Annotated in this window: 11 protein-coding genes; 4 read left to right on the top strand and 7 right to left on the bottom strand. The window is 72.3% G+C overall.

The genetic code is table 11. From position 1 onward, the window contains the following. Positions 1–62: 62 nt before the first annotated feature. Positions 63–5,540, top strand: a complete 5,478-nt coding sequence (locus ACIP9D_RS21925; RefSeq protein WP_350873892.1) for a carboxyl transferase domain-containing protein — start codon at positions 63–65, stop codon at positions 5,538–5,540. A gap of 72 nt (positions 5,541–5,612) precedes the next feature. On the opposite strand, the gene ACIP9D_RS21930 is transcribed toward ACIP9D_RS21925, so the two are convergent. Continuing rightward, on the bottom strand, positions 5,613–6,599 hold the full coding sequence (locus tag ACIP9D_RS21930; protein WP_350873893.1) for a DMT family transporter: 987 nt from the start codon (positions 6,597–6,599) through the stop codon (positions 5,613–5,615). A 28-nt stretch (positions 6,600–6,627) separates the two neighbouring features. Between ACIP9D_RS21930 and ACIP9D_RS21935 the strand changes: the two genes are divergently transcribed. Then, positions 6,628–8,028, top strand: a complete 1,401-nt coding sequence (locus tag ACIP9D_RS21935) for a PLP-dependent aminotransferase family protein (RefSeq protein ID WP_350873894.1) — start codon at positions 6,628–6,630, stop codon at positions 8,026–8,028. Positions 8,029–8,084: 56 nt separating this feature from the next. Here the strand turns inward: ACIP9D_RS21935 and ACIP9D_RS21940 are convergent, their stop codons facing one another. The 5 genes from ACIP9D_RS21940 to ACIP9D_RS21960 are packed head-to-tail and all read right to left on the bottom strand — an operon-like array spanning position 8,085 to position 12,297. Then, the gene (locus ACIP9D_RS21940) at positions 8,085–9,098 is read right to left on the bottom strand and encodes a TOBE-like domain-containing protein (protein ID WP_350873895.1); all 1,014 of its coding nucleotides are present in this window, start codon (positions 9,096–9,098) and stop codon (positions 8,085–8,087) included. After that, a complete protein-coding gene (locus ACIP9D_RS21945) occupies positions 9,095–9,928 on the bottom strand; it encodes a sulfate ABC transporter permease subunit (RefSeq protein WP_350873896.1) in 834 nt (277 codons plus the stop codon). The genes ACIP9D_RS21940 and ACIP9D_RS21945 overlap by 4 nt, the downstream gene beginning before the upstream one ends. Then, positions 9,921–10,769 carry a sulfate ABC transporter permease subunit CysT gene (gene cysT / locus ACIP9D_RS21950; RefSeq protein WP_350873897.1) on the bottom strand — a complete coding sequence of 283 codons (849 nt, stop codon included), beginning with the start codon at positions 10,767–10,769 and terminating at the stop codon, positions 9,921–9,923. The genes ACIP9D_RS21945 and cysT overlap by 8 nt, the downstream gene beginning before the upstream one ends. Beyond that, positions 10,766–11,785: a sulfate ABC transporter substrate-binding protein gene (locus ACIP9D_RS21955; RefSeq protein WP_350873898.1), complete on the bottom strand. Its 1,020-nt coding sequence runs from the start codon at positions 11,783–11,785 to the stop codon at positions 10,766–10,768. Before ACIP9D_RS21955 ends, cysT begins: the two co-directional genes overlap by 4 nt. Next, positions 11,782–12,297: an Rrf2 family transcriptional regulator gene (locus tag ACIP9D_RS21960; RefSeq protein WP_350873938.1), complete on the bottom strand. Its 516-nt coding sequence runs from the start codon at positions 12,295–12,297 to the stop codon at positions 11,782–11,784. The genes ACIP9D_RS21955 and ACIP9D_RS21960 overlap by 4 nt, the downstream gene beginning before the upstream one ends. 164 nt (positions 12,298–12,461) lie before the next feature. On the opposite strand from ACIP9D_RS21960, the gene ACIP9D_RS21965 reads away from it, so the two are divergent. After that, positions 12,462–12,614, top strand: a complete 153-nt coding sequence (locus tag ACIP9D_RS21965) for a hypothetical protein (RefSeq protein WP_350873899.1) — start codon at positions 12,462–12,464, stop codon at positions 12,612–12,614. 43 nt (positions 12,615–12,657) lie between these two features. Continuing rightward, positions 12,658–14,076: a protein kinase domain-containing protein gene (locus ACIP9D_RS21970; protein ID WP_350873900.1), complete on the top strand. Its 1,419-nt coding sequence runs from the start codon at positions 12,658–12,660 to the stop codon at positions 14,074–14,076. A gap of 64 nt (positions 14,077–14,140) precedes the next feature. On the opposite strand, the gene ACIP9D_RS21975 is transcribed toward ACIP9D_RS21970, so the two are convergent. Beyond that, on the bottom strand, positions 14,141–14,824 hold the full coding sequence (locus ACIP9D_RS21975; RefSeq protein WP_350873901.1) for a hypothetical protein: 684 nt from the start codon (positions 14,822–14,824) through the stop codon (positions 14,141–14,143). Positions 14,825–14,841 lie beyond the last annotated feature (17 nt).

Raw genomic sequence — 14,841 nt, forward strand, 5'->3', positions numbered from 1 at the left:
CCGTGTCGGCGGCTGCCGTGTCGCGCCGCGCGCGTTGTCGGTCTATCGGAAGGCTCGGTCGAGTGTTCAGTCGTGTCGCCATCGTCAATCGTGGTGAGGCCGCCATGCGGCTCATTCACGCCGTGCGGGACATCGCCGCGGAGACCGGGGCACGGATCGAGACCGTCGCCCTGCACACCGACGTCGACCGGGCCGCCACGTTCGTGCGCGAGGCCGACATCGCCTACGACCTCGGTCCCGCGTCCGCGCGCCCGTACCTCGACCTGAGGGTGCTGGAGCAAGCGCTGGTGGAGACCGGGGCCGACGCCGCGTGGGTCGGCTGGGGCTTCGTCGCGGAGGACCCGGCGTTCGCGGAGCTGTGCGAGAAGATCGGTGTCACCTTCGTCGGGCCGAGCGCGGAGGCCATGCGCCAGCTGGGCGACAAGATCGGCGCGAAGCTGCTCGCCGAGGAGGTCGGCGTGCCGGTCGCGCCGTGGAGCCGCGGCGCGGTCGAGACCCTGGACGCCGCCCTGGCGGCGGCGGCCGAGATCGGTTACCCGCTGATGCTGAAGGCGACCGCGGGCGGCGGCGGGCGTGGCATCCGCGTGGTCACGAACGAGTCTGAACTGGCCGACGCCTACCTGCGCACCAGCCAGGAGGCCGCGCGGGCGTTCGGCAGCGGCATCGTGTTCCTGGAGCGCCTGGTCACCGGCGCCCGGCACGTCGAGGTCCAGGTGATCGCCGACGGCGAGGGCACCGCATGGGCGCTCGGCGTGCGCGACTGCTCGGTGCAGCGACGCAACCAGAAGGTCATCGAGGAGTCGGCGTCGCCGGTGCTCAGTGCCGGGCAGGCGGCCGAGCTGAAGGCGTCGGCGGAACGGCTCGCCGTCGCTGTCGGTTACCGCGGCGCGGCGACCGTCGAGTTCCTCTACCGCCCCGCCGACGAGCTGTTCGCGTTCCTCGAGGTCAACACCCGCCTGCAGGTCGAGCACCCGATCACCGAGACCACCACCGGGTTCGACCTGGTCAAGGCGCAGCTGCTGGTGGCCTCCGGTGGCCGCCTCGAAGGCGAGCCGCCGGTCGAGCGCGGGCACGCCATCGAGGCCCGGCTGAACGCCGAGGACCCCGACCGCGACTTCGCGCCCTCCCCGGGTCGCATCGCGCGACTGGACCTGCCGGCGGGCCCGGGCATCCGGGTGGACACCGGCGTCAGCGAGGGCGACACCATCCCGGCGGACTTCGACTCGATGATCGCCAAGATCATCGCGTACGGCCGCGACCGCGACGAGGCGCTCGGCCGGCTGCGCCGGGCGATGAAGAACACCACGGTGATCATCGAGGGTGGCGCGACGAACAAGAGCTTCGTGCTCGACCTGCTCGACCAGCCCGAGGTGATCGACGCCAGCGCGGACACCGGCTGGATCGACCGCGTCCGGGGCGAGGGCAGGCTCGTCGCGCACCGGCACTCCGCGGTCGCGCTCGCGGCGGCCGCCATCGAGGCGTACGAGGAGGAGGAGCGCGTCGAGCGGCAGCGTCTGCTGTCCACGGCGTCCGGCGGACGCCCGCAGGTGCAACACGCCAGCGGCCGACCGCTCGACCTCAAGCTGCGCGGCATCACCTACCGCATGCGCGTGGCGCGGGTCGGCGCGCACCGCTTCCGGGTCGGCATCGAGGCGGGCGACGCCGTGCGCACCGCCGACGTCGAGCTCGACCGCTTCGACCGGCACACCGGCCAGATCGTCGTCAACGGCGTGCGGTACCGCCTGCTCACCGGCACGCACGGGCCGACCCACCTGGTGGAGGTGGACGGCGTGACGCACCGGGTCAGCCGGGACGAGGGCGGCGTCCTGCGCTCGCCGATGCCCGCGCTGGTCGTCGCCACGCCGCTGGAGGTCGGCGCCGAGGTCGAGGCGGGCGCCCCGGTGCTGGTGCTGGAAGCGATGAAGATGGAGACGGTGCTGCGGGCGCCGTTCAAGGCGCGGCTCAAGGAGTGCGCTGTCTCGGTGGGCAGCCAGGTGGAGGCGGGCGCGCCGCTGCTGCGGCTGGAGCCGCTCGCCGGCGAGGCCGCCGAGGCCGCCAGCAGCCCGGCCGCCGTCTCCGTCGAACTGGACCTGCCCGCCGTACCCGAGCAGATCCCGGTGCTGCAGCGCAGCCGCCGCGGTCAGGAGGACCTGCGCGGCCTGCTGCTCGGTTTCGACGTCGATCCGCACGACGAGCGTCGGGTGCTCGACGACTACCTCGCCGCGCGGCGGGCGGCCACTGAGGACGGCCACCGACCGCTGGCCGCGGAACTCGAACTCGTCGACGTGTTCGCCGATCTCACCGAGCTCAGCCGCAACCGGCCGACCGGTGAGGAGAGCGGCGCCCACGTGCACAGCGCCCGCGAGTACTTCCACACCTACCTGCAGAGCCTCGACGTGGAGCGGGCCGGGCTGCCGGCCGCCTTCCAGGCCAAGCTCGCCAAGGCGCTCGGGCACTACGGTGTCACCGACCTGGAGCGCTCGGGAGAACTCGAAGCCGCCGTGTTCCGGATCTTCCTTGCCCAGCAGCGCGCGTCCGCCGACGCGACGGTCATCGCGACGCTGCTGCGCGCCTGGCTGGGGGAGACCCCGCCGGACGACACGCTGCGCGAGCCGGCCGGTCTCGCGCTGGAGCGGCTGGTGGCCGCGACCCAGGTCCGCTTCCCCGCGGTCGCCGACCTCGCCCGTGGGGTGGTGTTCGCCTGGTTCGCCCAGCCGTTGCTGCGCCGCAACCGTGCCCGCGTCTACGCAGAGGTCCGCGGGCACCTGCGCCACCTGGACGCGCATCCGGACGCGCCGGACCGCGCCGAGCGCATCGCGCAGATGGTACGCAGCACCGAGCCGCTGGTGCGGCTGCTCGGCCAGCGGCTGGTCCGCGACCACCTCGACAACGCGGTCATGCTGGAGGTGCTGACCCGCCGGTACTACGGCAACAAGGCGCTCACCAGCGTCCACACGCGCCCGGTCGCGGGGTGCACCTTCGTCGTCGCCGAACGCGCGGACTCGAGCGTGATGTCCGCCGCGGTGAGCTTCGACGCGCTGGGCAGCGCGCTGCGCGGGCTCGCCGAGCTGGCCGGCGGCGCGGACGACGTCGACGCCGACATCTACCTCGGCTGGGAGAACCAGCCGGAGGACTTCGACGCGATGGCGGACGCGCTGCTCGAGGTCATCGCCGCGCACCCGCTGCCGCCCCAGGTCCGCCGGCTCACCACCACCGTCGCGGGTCGCGGCGGAGCGGTGATGCACCACCACTTCACCTTCCGGCCGTCGGGCGCGGGGATGAGCGAGGACCGGCTGATCCGCGGCCTGCACCCCTACATCGCGCAGCGGATGCAGCTGGAGCGGCTGCACAAGTTCGACCTCACGCGGCTGCCGTCCTCCGACGAGGAGGTCTACCTCTTCCAGTGCGTGGCGCGGGAGAACCGGTCGGACGAGCGTCTCGTCGCGTTCGCGCAGGTGCGTGACCTGACCGAGCTGCGGGAGCAGGACGGTCGGCTGGTCGCGCTGCCGACCACCGAGGACGCCATCGCCGCCTGCCTCGACTCGATCCGCCGCGCCCAGTCGCGGCGGCCGTCGAAGACGCGCTTCAACACCAACCGCATCGTGATCTACGTCTGGCCGCCGAGCGAGCTGACCCCGGAGGAGATGCAGATGATCGCCGGGCGGGTACGCCCGACGACGGCGGGCGCCGGGCTGGAGGAGATCCTGTTCATCGCCCGCCAGCGCGACCGCCGGACCGGCGAGTTGACGAAGATCGCGCTGCGGATCTCCTTCGACGCCGCGGGCGGCGCCGAGCTGATGACCATCGGCGCCCCGCCGGTGGAACCGGTCGAGCCGCTCGACGACTACCGGCTGAAGGTGCTGCGGGCCAGCAGCCGCAACACGGTGTACCCGTACGAGCTGACCGGCCGGCTCGGTGACTTCGTCGAGCACGACCTCGACGACGACCACGCGCTGGTGCCGGTGGACCGGCCGAGGGGTCGCAACAGCGCCGCGATCGTCGCCGGGGTGCTCACCACGCCGACCGAGCGGCATCCGCAGGGTGTCACCCGGGTCGTGCTGCTGGGTGACCCGACGAAGTCGCTGGGCGCCCTGTCGGAGCCGGAGTGCCGGCGGGTGATCGCCGCGCTGGACCTGGCGGAGCGGATGCGGGTGCCGCTGGAGTGGTGGGCGTTGTCGGCCGGGGCCAGGATCTCGATGACCTCGGGCACGGAGAACATGGACTGGGTGGCCGCGGCGCTCAAGCGGATCGTCGAGTTCACCCAGGCCGGCGGTGAGATCAACATCGTCGTCGCGGGCATCAACGTCGGGGCCCAGCCGTACTGGAACGCCGAGGCGACGATGCTCATGCACACCAAGGGCATCCTGGTGATGACGCCGGACTCGGCGATGGTGCTCACCGGTAAGCAGTCGCTCGACTTCTCCGGTGGCGTCTCGGCGGAGGACAACTTCGGCATCGGCGGCTACGACCGGGTGATGGGGCCGAACGGGCAGGCGCAGTACTGGGCGCCGAACCTGACCGCCGCGCGGGACGTGATGATGTCGCACTACGACCACACGTACGTCGCGCCCGGCGAGGACGCGCCACGGCGGGCGATCACCACCGACCCCGTCGACCGCGACATCTCCGCGTTCCCGCACGACGTGCCCGGCAGCGTGTTCAGCACGGTCGGGGAGATCTTCTCCGCCGAGGCCAACCCGGACCGCAAGAAGCCGTTCGACATCCGAACGGTGATGCGCGCCCTCTCCGATCAGGACCACCCGGTGCTGGAACGCTGGGCGGGCATGGCCGACGCGGAGACCGCGGTGGTGCAGGACATCCACCTCGGCGGTATCCCGGTGAGCCTGGTCGGCATCGAGTCGCGGTCGGTGCCGCGGCGCGGCTTCCCGCCCACCGACGGCCCGGACACCTACACGGCGGGCACGCTCTTCCCGCGCTCGTCGAAGAAGGCCGCGCGGGCGATCAACGCGGCCAGCGGCAACCGGCCGCTGGTGGTGCTGGCGAACCTGTCGGGCTTCGACGGCTCGCCGGAGTCGATGCGCAAGCTGCAGTTGGAGTACGGCGCCGAGATCGGCCGGGCGATCGTGAACTTCCGCGGGCCCATCGTCTTCTGCGTGATCTCGCGCTACCACGGCGGAGCGTTCGTGGTGTTCTCGAAGGCGCTGAACCCGAACATGACAGTGCTCGCCTTGGAGGGCTCGTTCGCCTCGGTGCTCGGCGGCGCGCCGGCCGCCGCGGTGGTGTTCGCCGGCGACGTCAACGCCCGTACCGCGGCCGACCCGCGGGTGCGCGACCTGGAGGCGCGCGCCGCGGCCGCGACCGGCACCGAGCGCGCCGCGTTGACCGCGGAACTCGACGAGCTGCGCTCGTCGGTACGCGCGGAGAAGCTCGGCGAGGTGGCCACGGAGTTCGATCGCGTGCACAACATCCAGCGCGCCGTCGAGGTCGGCTCCGTGGACGCGGTGATCCGGGCCGCGGAACTGCGGCCACGGATCATCGAGGCCATCGAGTCCCGCCTGCGCACCCCGGCCCAACCGTGAGGACCTCGCCCGCGACGGTGCAAGCCAGCCCGCTCGTACGTCAGGCGCGGGCGAGGGCGTGACGTCGTCGGGTCAGCGTGCTCCGGGCCCGACGTCCTGGCGGCGGCTCTGCCGCCGCCAGGCGCGGGCGCGGTGGGGCACGGCGTGAGGCGTCGCCGGCGGCGTCCAGGCCGGTTGCGCCGCGCCCCGGGTGCGCTGAGTCAGTACGACGCAGGCCAGCACCGCCAGCGCCGCCCCGATCGCCGCGGGGCTGACGGTCTCTGCGAGCAGTAGTACGGACCAGAGCAGGGTGAGTACCGGCTGTGCGAGCTGGATCTGGCCGACCTGTGCGATGCCGCCCCGGGCCAGCCCCGCGTACCAGGCGAAGAAGCCCAGGAACATGGAGATCGCGGTGAGGTAGCCGAACGCCGACCAGGCGGCGGCGCCGGCGGCCGGCGGGTGGGCTGCCGCGGCGACGAGCGTGACGAGCAGGGTGACGGGCAGCGAGAGCAGCAGTGCCCAACAGATCGTCCGGGCGCCGCCCATCTCCCGGGCGAGCGCGCCGCCCTCGGCGTATCCCAGGCCGCACAACAGGACCGCCGCGAGCAGGAACAGGTCGGCGGCCGCCAGTGCGCCGTGCACCGCCCCACTGGTGACCAGGAAGGCGAGCACCGCCACCAGCCCGCCGACGCTGGCGATCCAGAACAGTGGTGGCGGGCGCTCGCCGGCCCGCAGTACGGCGAATACGGCGGTCAAGGCGGGCAGCACGGTGATGACGACCGCGCCGTGCGCGGAGGTCTGGGTGGTCAGCGCCAGCGAGGTGAAGAGCGGGAAGCCGACGACGACGCCCAGGGCGACGATCGACAGCCGCCGCCACTGGGTCCGGGTGGGTCGTGGCGCGCCGCTGAGTCCCAGGTAGACCCAGGCCAGTAACGCCGCACCGACGGCCCGGCCGAAGGCCACGAACCACGGGTCGAGTTCCTGCACGGCGACGCGGGTGGCCGGCAGCGACATGCTGAAGGCGAGCACACCGAGTGCGCCGAGGGTCAGGCCGACGGCCCGATCGGCCGTTACCGTCATGGCGCCAGTAGCGCTACTCTCGTCCCTCATGGAAAACGGTAACGCAGTGGCCCGCGTTATCCAAGATCTGCGCAGGCTCGTGGCCGTCGCGGAGCCCGGAAGCCGGCTGCCCTCGGTGCGCGAGTTGACCGCCCGGCACCAGGCCTCGCCGGTGACCGTCGCCGAGGCGGTCCGGCAGATGGTGGCGCAGGGGCTGATCGAGACGCGATCGGGGAAGGGCACCTTCGTGGCCGCGCTCCCGGACGAGCGACGCGCCCCGGACCTGTCCTGGCAGACGGTGGCGCTCGGCGCCCGCAGGCCGGGCGAGGACGAGATGCAGGCGTTGCTCGCGGTGGCGCCGTCGGGAGCGATCCCGCTGTCCGGCGGCTACCTGGATGCGGATCTACAGCCGGCTGCGGCGCTCGGTGCCGCGCTCGCCCGCGCTGCCCGTCAGCCCGCCGCCTGGCAGCGTGGGCCGGCCGAGGGGCGTGCGGACCTGCGCGCCTGGTTCGCCCGTGAGACCGGCGCCGGACTGCGCGCCGACGAGATGGTGATCTGCCCGGGCGGGCAGGCCGCGCTGTCGTCCGCGTTGCGCGCGCTCGCCGTACCCGGCGACACCCTGCTCGTCGAGTCCCCGACCTACCTGGGGGCGATGGCCGCTGCCCGGGCGGCCGGGCTGCGGGTGGTGCCGGTGCCCGCCGACGCCGACGGCGTCCTCCCTGACCAACTCGCTGCCGCGTTCGCGCGCACCGGCGCGCGACTGCTCTACTGCCAACCGCTCTACGCCAATCCGAGCGGTGCGACGTTGGCCGCTCACCGCCGAGCCCAGGTCGCCGGAGCCGTACGCGACGCCGGAGCGTTCCTGATCGAGGACGACTACGCCCGGGACCTCACCATCGACGGTGAAGCCCCGCCACCGCTGGCCGCCGACGATCCGGACGGGCACGTCGTCTACCTGCGTTCGCTGACCAAGTCCGCCGCCCCTGGCCTGCGGGTCGCCGCGATCGGCGCCCGCGGCCCAGCCGGTGCCCGGCTGCGCTCGGCGAGACTGCTCGACGACTTCTTCGTCGCCGGCCCGCTGCAGCAGGCCACGCTGGAGATCGTCACCGCTCCGGCCTGGACGAGGCACCGCCGGGCCCTGCGCACTGCGCTGCGGACGCGGCGCGAGGCGCTGCTGACCGCGCTACGCCGCCACCTGCCGGGACTCGTCCCGGCGACGATCCCCCGGGGTGGCCTGCACCTGTGGGTCCGCCTGCCCGACGGCGCCGACGACGTCGCGCTGGCCGCCGCGGCCGCCGCCGAAGGCGTCATCGTCTTCCCCGGCCGCCCATGGCACGCCGCCGAGCCCCCGGCACAGCACCTGCGCCTCACCTACGCCGCGGCCCCACCCGAGCTGATGGACGAGGCCGTCCGCCGCCTCACCCGCGCCCTCGGACAGCGAACGCCCTGACCCTCTGCTCCGGCTGCTCGACCTCGCCGTCTCCTGATGTCGGGCCTCGTCGCTGCTCAGCGGGACACGGCGAGGCTCGGTGCGGCGGACGGCGACTGGCCGGAGTCGGCCGCGGTGGTGGTGGGGCTGTTCGGGGTGATCCGGAGCCACACCGCCGTGCCGGGCGCGATGCCGAGGGCGAGGAACTCGTTGCGCGTGAGGGTGACGGCGACGTCCTGGGCGGCCGCGGTGGTGACGTCGACCCGGATCTCGAAGCCGATGCGGGTGACACGGGTGACCCGGGCGGAGACGTCGGTCGGATCCGGGTCGCCGGTGCGGATCTGGAGGTCGTGCGGGCGCACCAGCTGGTCGCCGAGTTGCGTCACCGGGCCGAGGAAGCGCATGACGAACTCGTTTGCCGGGTTGTCGTACAGCTCGTCGGGTGACCCGATCTGCTCCACCCGGCCCTCGTTGATCACCACGATCTCGTCGGCGACCTCCAGCGCCTCCTCCTGGTCGTGGGTGACGAAGACGGTGGTTACCTGCACCTCGTCGTGCAGCCGACGCAGCCAGTCACGCAGCTCCTTGCGAACCTTGGCGTCCAGGGCGCCGAACGGCTCGTCGAGCAGCAGCACCGTCGGCTCGACGGCCAGCGCGCGGGCCAGGGCCATGCGTTGACGCTGGCCGCCGGAGAGCTGCGACGGCAGCCGGTCGGCGAACTGCTCCAGGTGCACCAGCGCGAGCAGTTCGTCGACGCGCCGACGGATCTCGTCCTTGCCGCGTTTGCGGATCTCCAGTCCGAAGGCGACGTTGCGCCGCACCGAGAGGTGCTTGAACGCCGCGTAGTGCTGGAACACGAAGCCGACGTTGCGCTTCTGGGGTGCGAGGTTGGTGGCGTCGATGCCGTCGATTTCGACCCGTCCGGTGTCCGCCCGCTCCAGCCCGGCGATGATGCGCAGCAGGGTGGACTTCCCGCCGCCGGACGGGCCGAGCAACGCGGTGAGCTGACCCGCCGGGATGCTCACCGACACGTCGTCGAGCGCGACGAACCCGCCGAACCGCTTGCCGACACTAGCGATCTCGATACTCAACGGTCTTCCTTCGGCCTGATGGCGGATACGACGACGATGGCGGCCACCGCGACGAGGGCGAGGAGGAAGGCGGTGGCGTACGCGCCGCCCTTGTCGAAGTTCAGGTACTTCTCCTCGACCACGAGCGTGGCGGTGCGGGTCTGACCCAGCACGTTGCCGGACACGACCTTGACCGCGCCGAACTCGCCCAACGACCGGGCGAGGCTCAGCACGACCCCGTAGATCACGCCCCACTTGATCGAGGGCAGGGTGATCCGGCGGAAGGTCTGCACGGCGTTGGCGCCGAGGCTGCGGGCGGCCTGCTCCTGCTCGTCGCCGACCTCCTGCAGAACCGGCACGACTTCCCGGATGACCAGTGGCAGCGCCACGAACACCGTGGCCATCACCATGCCCGGCACAGCGAAGATGATCTGCAGCCCGGCCGCCTCGAGCGAGGGCCCGAACCAGCCGTTGCGACCGCCGTAGACCAGCGCGAGGGCGAGGCCGACGACGATGGGGGAGACCGACAGCGGCATGTCGAGCAGCGCGTTGAGCAGCCGCTTGCCCGGGAACTCGTAGCGGACGAGCAGGATCGACACGCCGACGCCGAAGACCGTGTTGATCACGACGGCGACGAGCGCGATGACCACGGTGAGCCGCAGCGCGTGGACCACATCGGGGTCGGTGAGGATCGCGTTCAGGTCGGTGAACCCGGCCGCGAACGCGTTGCGCCCGACGAGGTAGAGCGGCCACGCGACGAGGAGGAACAGATAGGCGGTGACCACCAGGCGCAGCAGGTGACGGCCAGGGCCGCGCCGGCCGGCCCGGATGGTGAGGGAACGGTCAGCCACGGCGCACCACCCTGCGCTGGATGACGTCGAGCACGACGATGACGGCGAGCGAGATGGCGAGCAGTACGACGGCGACCGCCGCCGCCCCGTCCGGGTTGTCGTTCTCGATGCTGCTCAGGATGCGCACCGACGCCACCTCGGTACGCATGGGCAGGTTGCCGGAGAGCAGGACCAGTGAGCCGTACTCGCTGACTCCGCGGGCGAAGGAGAGCGCGGCGCCCGCCGCGACGGCCGGGGTGAGGCTCGGCAGGATGATCCGCCGGAAGGTGGTGAGCCGGCTCGCGCCCAGCGAGGCCGCCGCCTCCTCCACCTCCGGGTCGAGCTCGGCCAGCACCGGCTGCACGGTGCGCACGATGAACGGCAGCGTCACGAACAGGAAGGCGAGGAACACGGCGACGCGGGTGTTGGCGATGTCGATCCCGATCGGGCTGCCCGGGCCGTACAACGACAGCAGCACCAGGCCGGCCACGATCGTCGGCAGCGCGAACGGGATGTCGATGAGGATCTCCAGCAGCCGCTTGCCGAAGAACCGGTCGCGTACCAGAACCCAGGCGATCAGCGTGCCCATCACGACGTTGACCAGCGTCACGAGGAACGCGGTGCCGACGGTGAGGCGGATCGCGGCCGCGGTCTGCTCGTTGGTCACCGTCTCCCAGAACGAGCTCCAGCCGCCCTGCGACGCGGTCACGACCACGGCGGCCAGCGGGATGAGCACCAGCAGGCTGAACCACAGCATCGCCACTCCGAGCCCCAGGCCGGAGACCCGGCTCAGCGGCAGGCCGGCCCGGGCCGGCCGGCGGGTGTCCGCCGGCCGGCCCGGAGCGAGTGCCGTCGAGCTCACTTCGCCTTCCCGGAGGCCGCGATGACCCTGGTGACGATGCCGTCCTTCTCGTCGAAGAACTTCTTGGACAGATCGGACCAGCTGCCGAAGTCCTTCTCCACAGTGAGGAGCTTCCGCGGCGCCGGGAACGGGTTGTTGGGATCGATCGCGCCCTTGACTCCGGTGGTCTCGACGCCGTCGATGATCGGGCGGAAGCCGGTCAGCGCGAACTGGCGCTGGCCCTGCGGGCCCAGGACGAAGTCGAGCCACTCCTTCGCCTTCGGGTTCGCGTTCTTCAGGACCGCGCCCGGATTCTCGATCAGGATGGTCGTCGCGGGCAGCACCCAGTCGAGTTCCTCACCGTTCTGACGGGCGAGGATCGTCTCGTTCTCGTAGGCGAGCAGGACGTCGCCGGTGCCACCGAGGAAGGCTGTCGTGGCGTCGCGGCCGCTGTTGGGCAGCGCCACCACGTTCGCGAAGAGCTTGGTCAGGAACTCCTCGCCCTGTGCGTCGCTGCCGCCGTTGGCGGTGATGTGCCCCCAGGCCGCGAGCGCGTTCCAACGGGCGGCGCCGGACGAGCCGGGGTTCGGCGTGACGATCCCGATGCCCGGCTTGATCAGGTCGTCCCAGCTCTGGATGTTCTTCGGGTTCCCCTTGCGTACGGCCAGCACGACGACCGACGACGAGACGATGCCCTTGTTGGGGCCGTCGTCCCAGCTCTGCTCGACCAGACCGGCGTCGACCAGCCGGGTCACGTCACTCGTGACGGAGAAGTGGACGTAGTCGGCCTTGAGGCCGGAGACCACCGCCCGGCTCTGGTCACCCGAGGCGCCGTACGAGGTCTGGAACCTGACCCCCTTGCCGGCGTCGGTCTTGTTCCACTGCGCGGCGATCGCCTTGTTCGCCGCCTCGGGCACCGCGTAGCCGACGATGCTCAGCGTCGTCGCGTCGCCCGCCGACGCCCCACCCCCGCAGGCCGACAGTGCCAGCCCGGCCACGAGCGCGAGAGCGACGGTCGCCCTACCTCTGTGCTTCATGGGGAACCCAACCTCCTTTGGCGCGTCTCCGCGCAGAACGAAATTGCCAACGACGACGGCTGCTCGTGGCTGGCCCCGAGCAGGTCGGCGAGAGTGACGTTGTCGACGATGTCCGCGACGGACCGGTGCACCGCGCCCCAGAACTCACCCAGTCCCGCGGCGACACCCTGGTAGCTGGCGGCGTCCACGGAGAGACCCCGGACCGTGGTGATCGCCCCGTTGGTGGCGCGCAGCACGTCGCCCACCGTGACCTCCGCCGGTCCACGGATGAGGCAGTAGCCACCGTCGGCGCCCCGAAGGCTGTGCAGCAGGCCGGCGCGGCGCAGGTCGAGCAGGATGTTCCGCAGGAATGGGGGAGGGATGTCCTGGCTGGCGGCGAGCGTCGCCGCCTTCACGATCTCCGGGTGCCGCGCCGCCACCGCGAGCATCGCCCGCATGGCGTAGTCGGTCCGCGCCGAGACGTACAGGGCCCGCCCCCCGTTCTCGATGTATCCTACCTGACATGTAGGAATAGTGGCCTAGGCGTGTCGACCCGTCAATAGCGGTTCGGAGGAGCCGGCCACGTCCGCGCGGCCACCCCGGCCACGATGTCGCCGGTGATGCTGCCGGCGTCGCCGGTGGCCCGGGTCATGGTGCGGACATGAGTGGCCGGGCGTCGCGTGGGTACCTGACCGTCATGGATCTGGAAGCGGAGAAGTGGCAGACGCTGGCCGAGCGCCATCAACAGTGCTCCGACGACCCCCGTCGGTGCCGCGACTGCCAGGCCTACTGGCCCTGCGCCTACCGCCTGCGCGCCGACCGCGAGCTGTGCGACACGGCGTTGCGCTAGCGGCACCTGCTTGAGGCGGAGAAACCTGGGGTACCAGGAACGTATGTCGAGTGTCGGGCAACTCGTCGGAGACCGTTACCGCCTCACCGGTCGAATCGCCGGCGGCGGGATGGGCGACGTGTGGCGAGCCGTCGACGAGACGCTGAAGCGGCCGGTGGCCGTCAAGATGCTGCACCCCCGGCTGGTCAGCGACGTCGGCTTCAGTGAACGGTTCCGCCGGGAGGCCCGGGCGATGGCGTCGTTGCGCCACCCGGGTATCGCGGAGATCTACGACTACGGCGAGACGTCCGGGCCCGAGGCCCCGCGTCTCGCCTACATCGTGATGGAGCTGGTTCAGGGCCAGCCGCTGTCGCAGCGGATCGCCGAGGCCGGCCGACTCGACACGGCCGAGACGATGTCGGTTGCGGCGCAGACCGCCCGCGCCCTGCAGGCCGCGCACGACGTCGGCATGGTCCACCGTGACGTCAAGCCCAGCAATCTGATCATCGAACCCGACGGGCACGTCGTGCTGGTCGACTTCGGCGTGGCCGTGCTGCCCGAGGCGGCGAGCCTGACCGGCGCGAACCAGGTCGTCGGCACCGCCCTCTACATGGCACCCGAGCAGGTGTCCAGGAACGAGACCACCCCCGCGATCGACATCTACGCCCTGGGTGCCGTTGTCTACCAGTGCCTCACCGGCCGGCCCCCGTACCAGGGGGACAACCCGCTGGCCGTCGCCCTGCGTCACCTCGAAGACGACCCGCCGCCGCTGCCCGACGACGTTCCGGCCGAGGCTCGCGACCTGGTGGCCACCGCCATGGCGAAAGAGCCCACCGATCGGTATCCGACGGCGGCGGCGATGGCCGCCGCGGCGCAGGCCCTCGTGGGCTCGTCCGACCCGCAGGTCACCGCCCCGCTCGCGGCAGCGCCAGGGCGGCCGGCGGCGGAACAGGCCGACCTGCGACCGGCCGGCGTCGCCTCGGCCGGTGGGGCTCCGGCCGGTGGCGCCCCGGCCGGTGGCGCCCGTCGAGGGCGGACGGTGGCCATGGTGCTCCTCGGATCGCTGGCCGCGCTGGTCGCCGTCCTGGCGTTCGCTGATCCGACGGGATTGATGCCCGGACCCGGTGGGCGGCCGACGGAGTCCCCGTCGACGACACCGGCCAGCGGGAAACCCAGCCCGGGGGCCGGTGGCGCCGAGCCGGCGGTGAGCAGGTCAGCCGATGGGCCGGGTCAGGCGCCCGGGTCGACCGCTCGTACGCCCGACGATCGGGCATCCGCCACCCCCTCGCAGCGACCCGAGCCCTCCGGTGGCAGCACCGGCGGCGGCGCGCCGAGTCCCACCGGATCGGCGGGCAACAGCCAGGAACCGACCGCGTCGCCGACGAACAGCGCGACGGTCGGACCAACGTCGACGGTGGCGTCGACGGTCGGCGCGCGTGGCGGGCGTCCGGGCCAGCCGGCGGTGGAGCAGACGCCCCGATGAGCCCGATCGGGTGGGCTCCATTCCCGCGGCCGATCCACCCGCAGGTACGGCGGTCGCCGGATCGTCAGCGGGCGTGTCGCGCCCCGGCGAGGTCGGTTACTTCTCGTGCCGCCGCTTCCAGTGCCGCCCTCGTGTATCCCGGTGTCGGGCCCGGTTCGGGTCGGGCCGACGAGTCGCGCCTCAGCGCATCGACCGCGTGACCGTAACAACCGAGGCGCACGGTGTCGCCGTCGAGCACGCGGATCAGGTCGCGGGGCCCCTCGCACGGCTCGTCATGCCCGGACGCCGGGGCGCATTGGCAGCGCTGCTCCTGCCAGGCCTCGATGTCCCTGGCGGTGGGGGCCGCCGCCTGCTGCGCCTCCCGGCTCCCGGCGAGGTCGAGCACGAACTGCGGGCCGTCGTCGCCCACCGCGAGGTCGCGTCCACCCACCCGCTGACACAGCAGCCAGGTCACGTCGTCCGTGCCGTGGAAGTTCGGGTCCAGCCGCCGCTCGGCAGCCCGGCCCGGGACCAGCGCATGGGTCGCGAACCAGACGTGCGGCCGTACCGCGACCGTGTGGCGATCCTTTCCGCCGGCGGCCGACGTCACGCTGACGCTGCCGCCGAAGGTGTAGTCGACATCGCTCCACTCGGCGGTCCGTTGCAACGTCACCGGAGGATCGCCGACGCGGCGGGCGCGTAGCTCGTCCAGCAGGTCTGCCAGGTCTCGGTGGAACGTGGCCGTGACCGCGTTTGCGTAGATCCACACCGTGGGCCTCCCGGGCT

It is taken from the genome of Micromonospora sp. NPDC093243 (assembly GCF_044753725.1).
Taxonomy (GTDB): domain Bacteria; phylum Actinomycetota; class Actinomycetes; order Mycobacteriales; family Micromonosporaceae; genus Micromonospora.

Coding starts and splice junctions, on each gene's coding strand:
- ACIP9D_RS21930 (WP_350873893.1), bottom strand. CDS start 6,599: ATGACGGTAACGGCCGATCGGGCCGTCGGCCTGACCCTCGGCGCACTC.
- ACIP9D_RS21935 (WP_350873894.1), top strand. CDS start 6,628: ATGGAAAACGGTAACGCAGTGGCCCGCGTTATCCAAGATCTGCGCAGG.
- ACIP9D_RS21955 (WP_350873898.1), bottom strand. CDS start 11,785: ATGAAGCACAGAGGTAGGGCGACCGTCGCTCTCGCGCTCGTGGCCGGG.
- ACIP9D_RS21965 (WP_350873899.1), top strand. CDS start 12,462: ATGGATCTGGAAGCGGAGAAGTGGCAGACGCTGGCCGAGCGCCATCAA.
- ACIP9D_RS21970 (WP_350873900.1), top strand. CDS start 12,658: ATGTCGAGTGTCGGGCAACTCGTCGGAGACCGTTACCGCCTCACCGGT.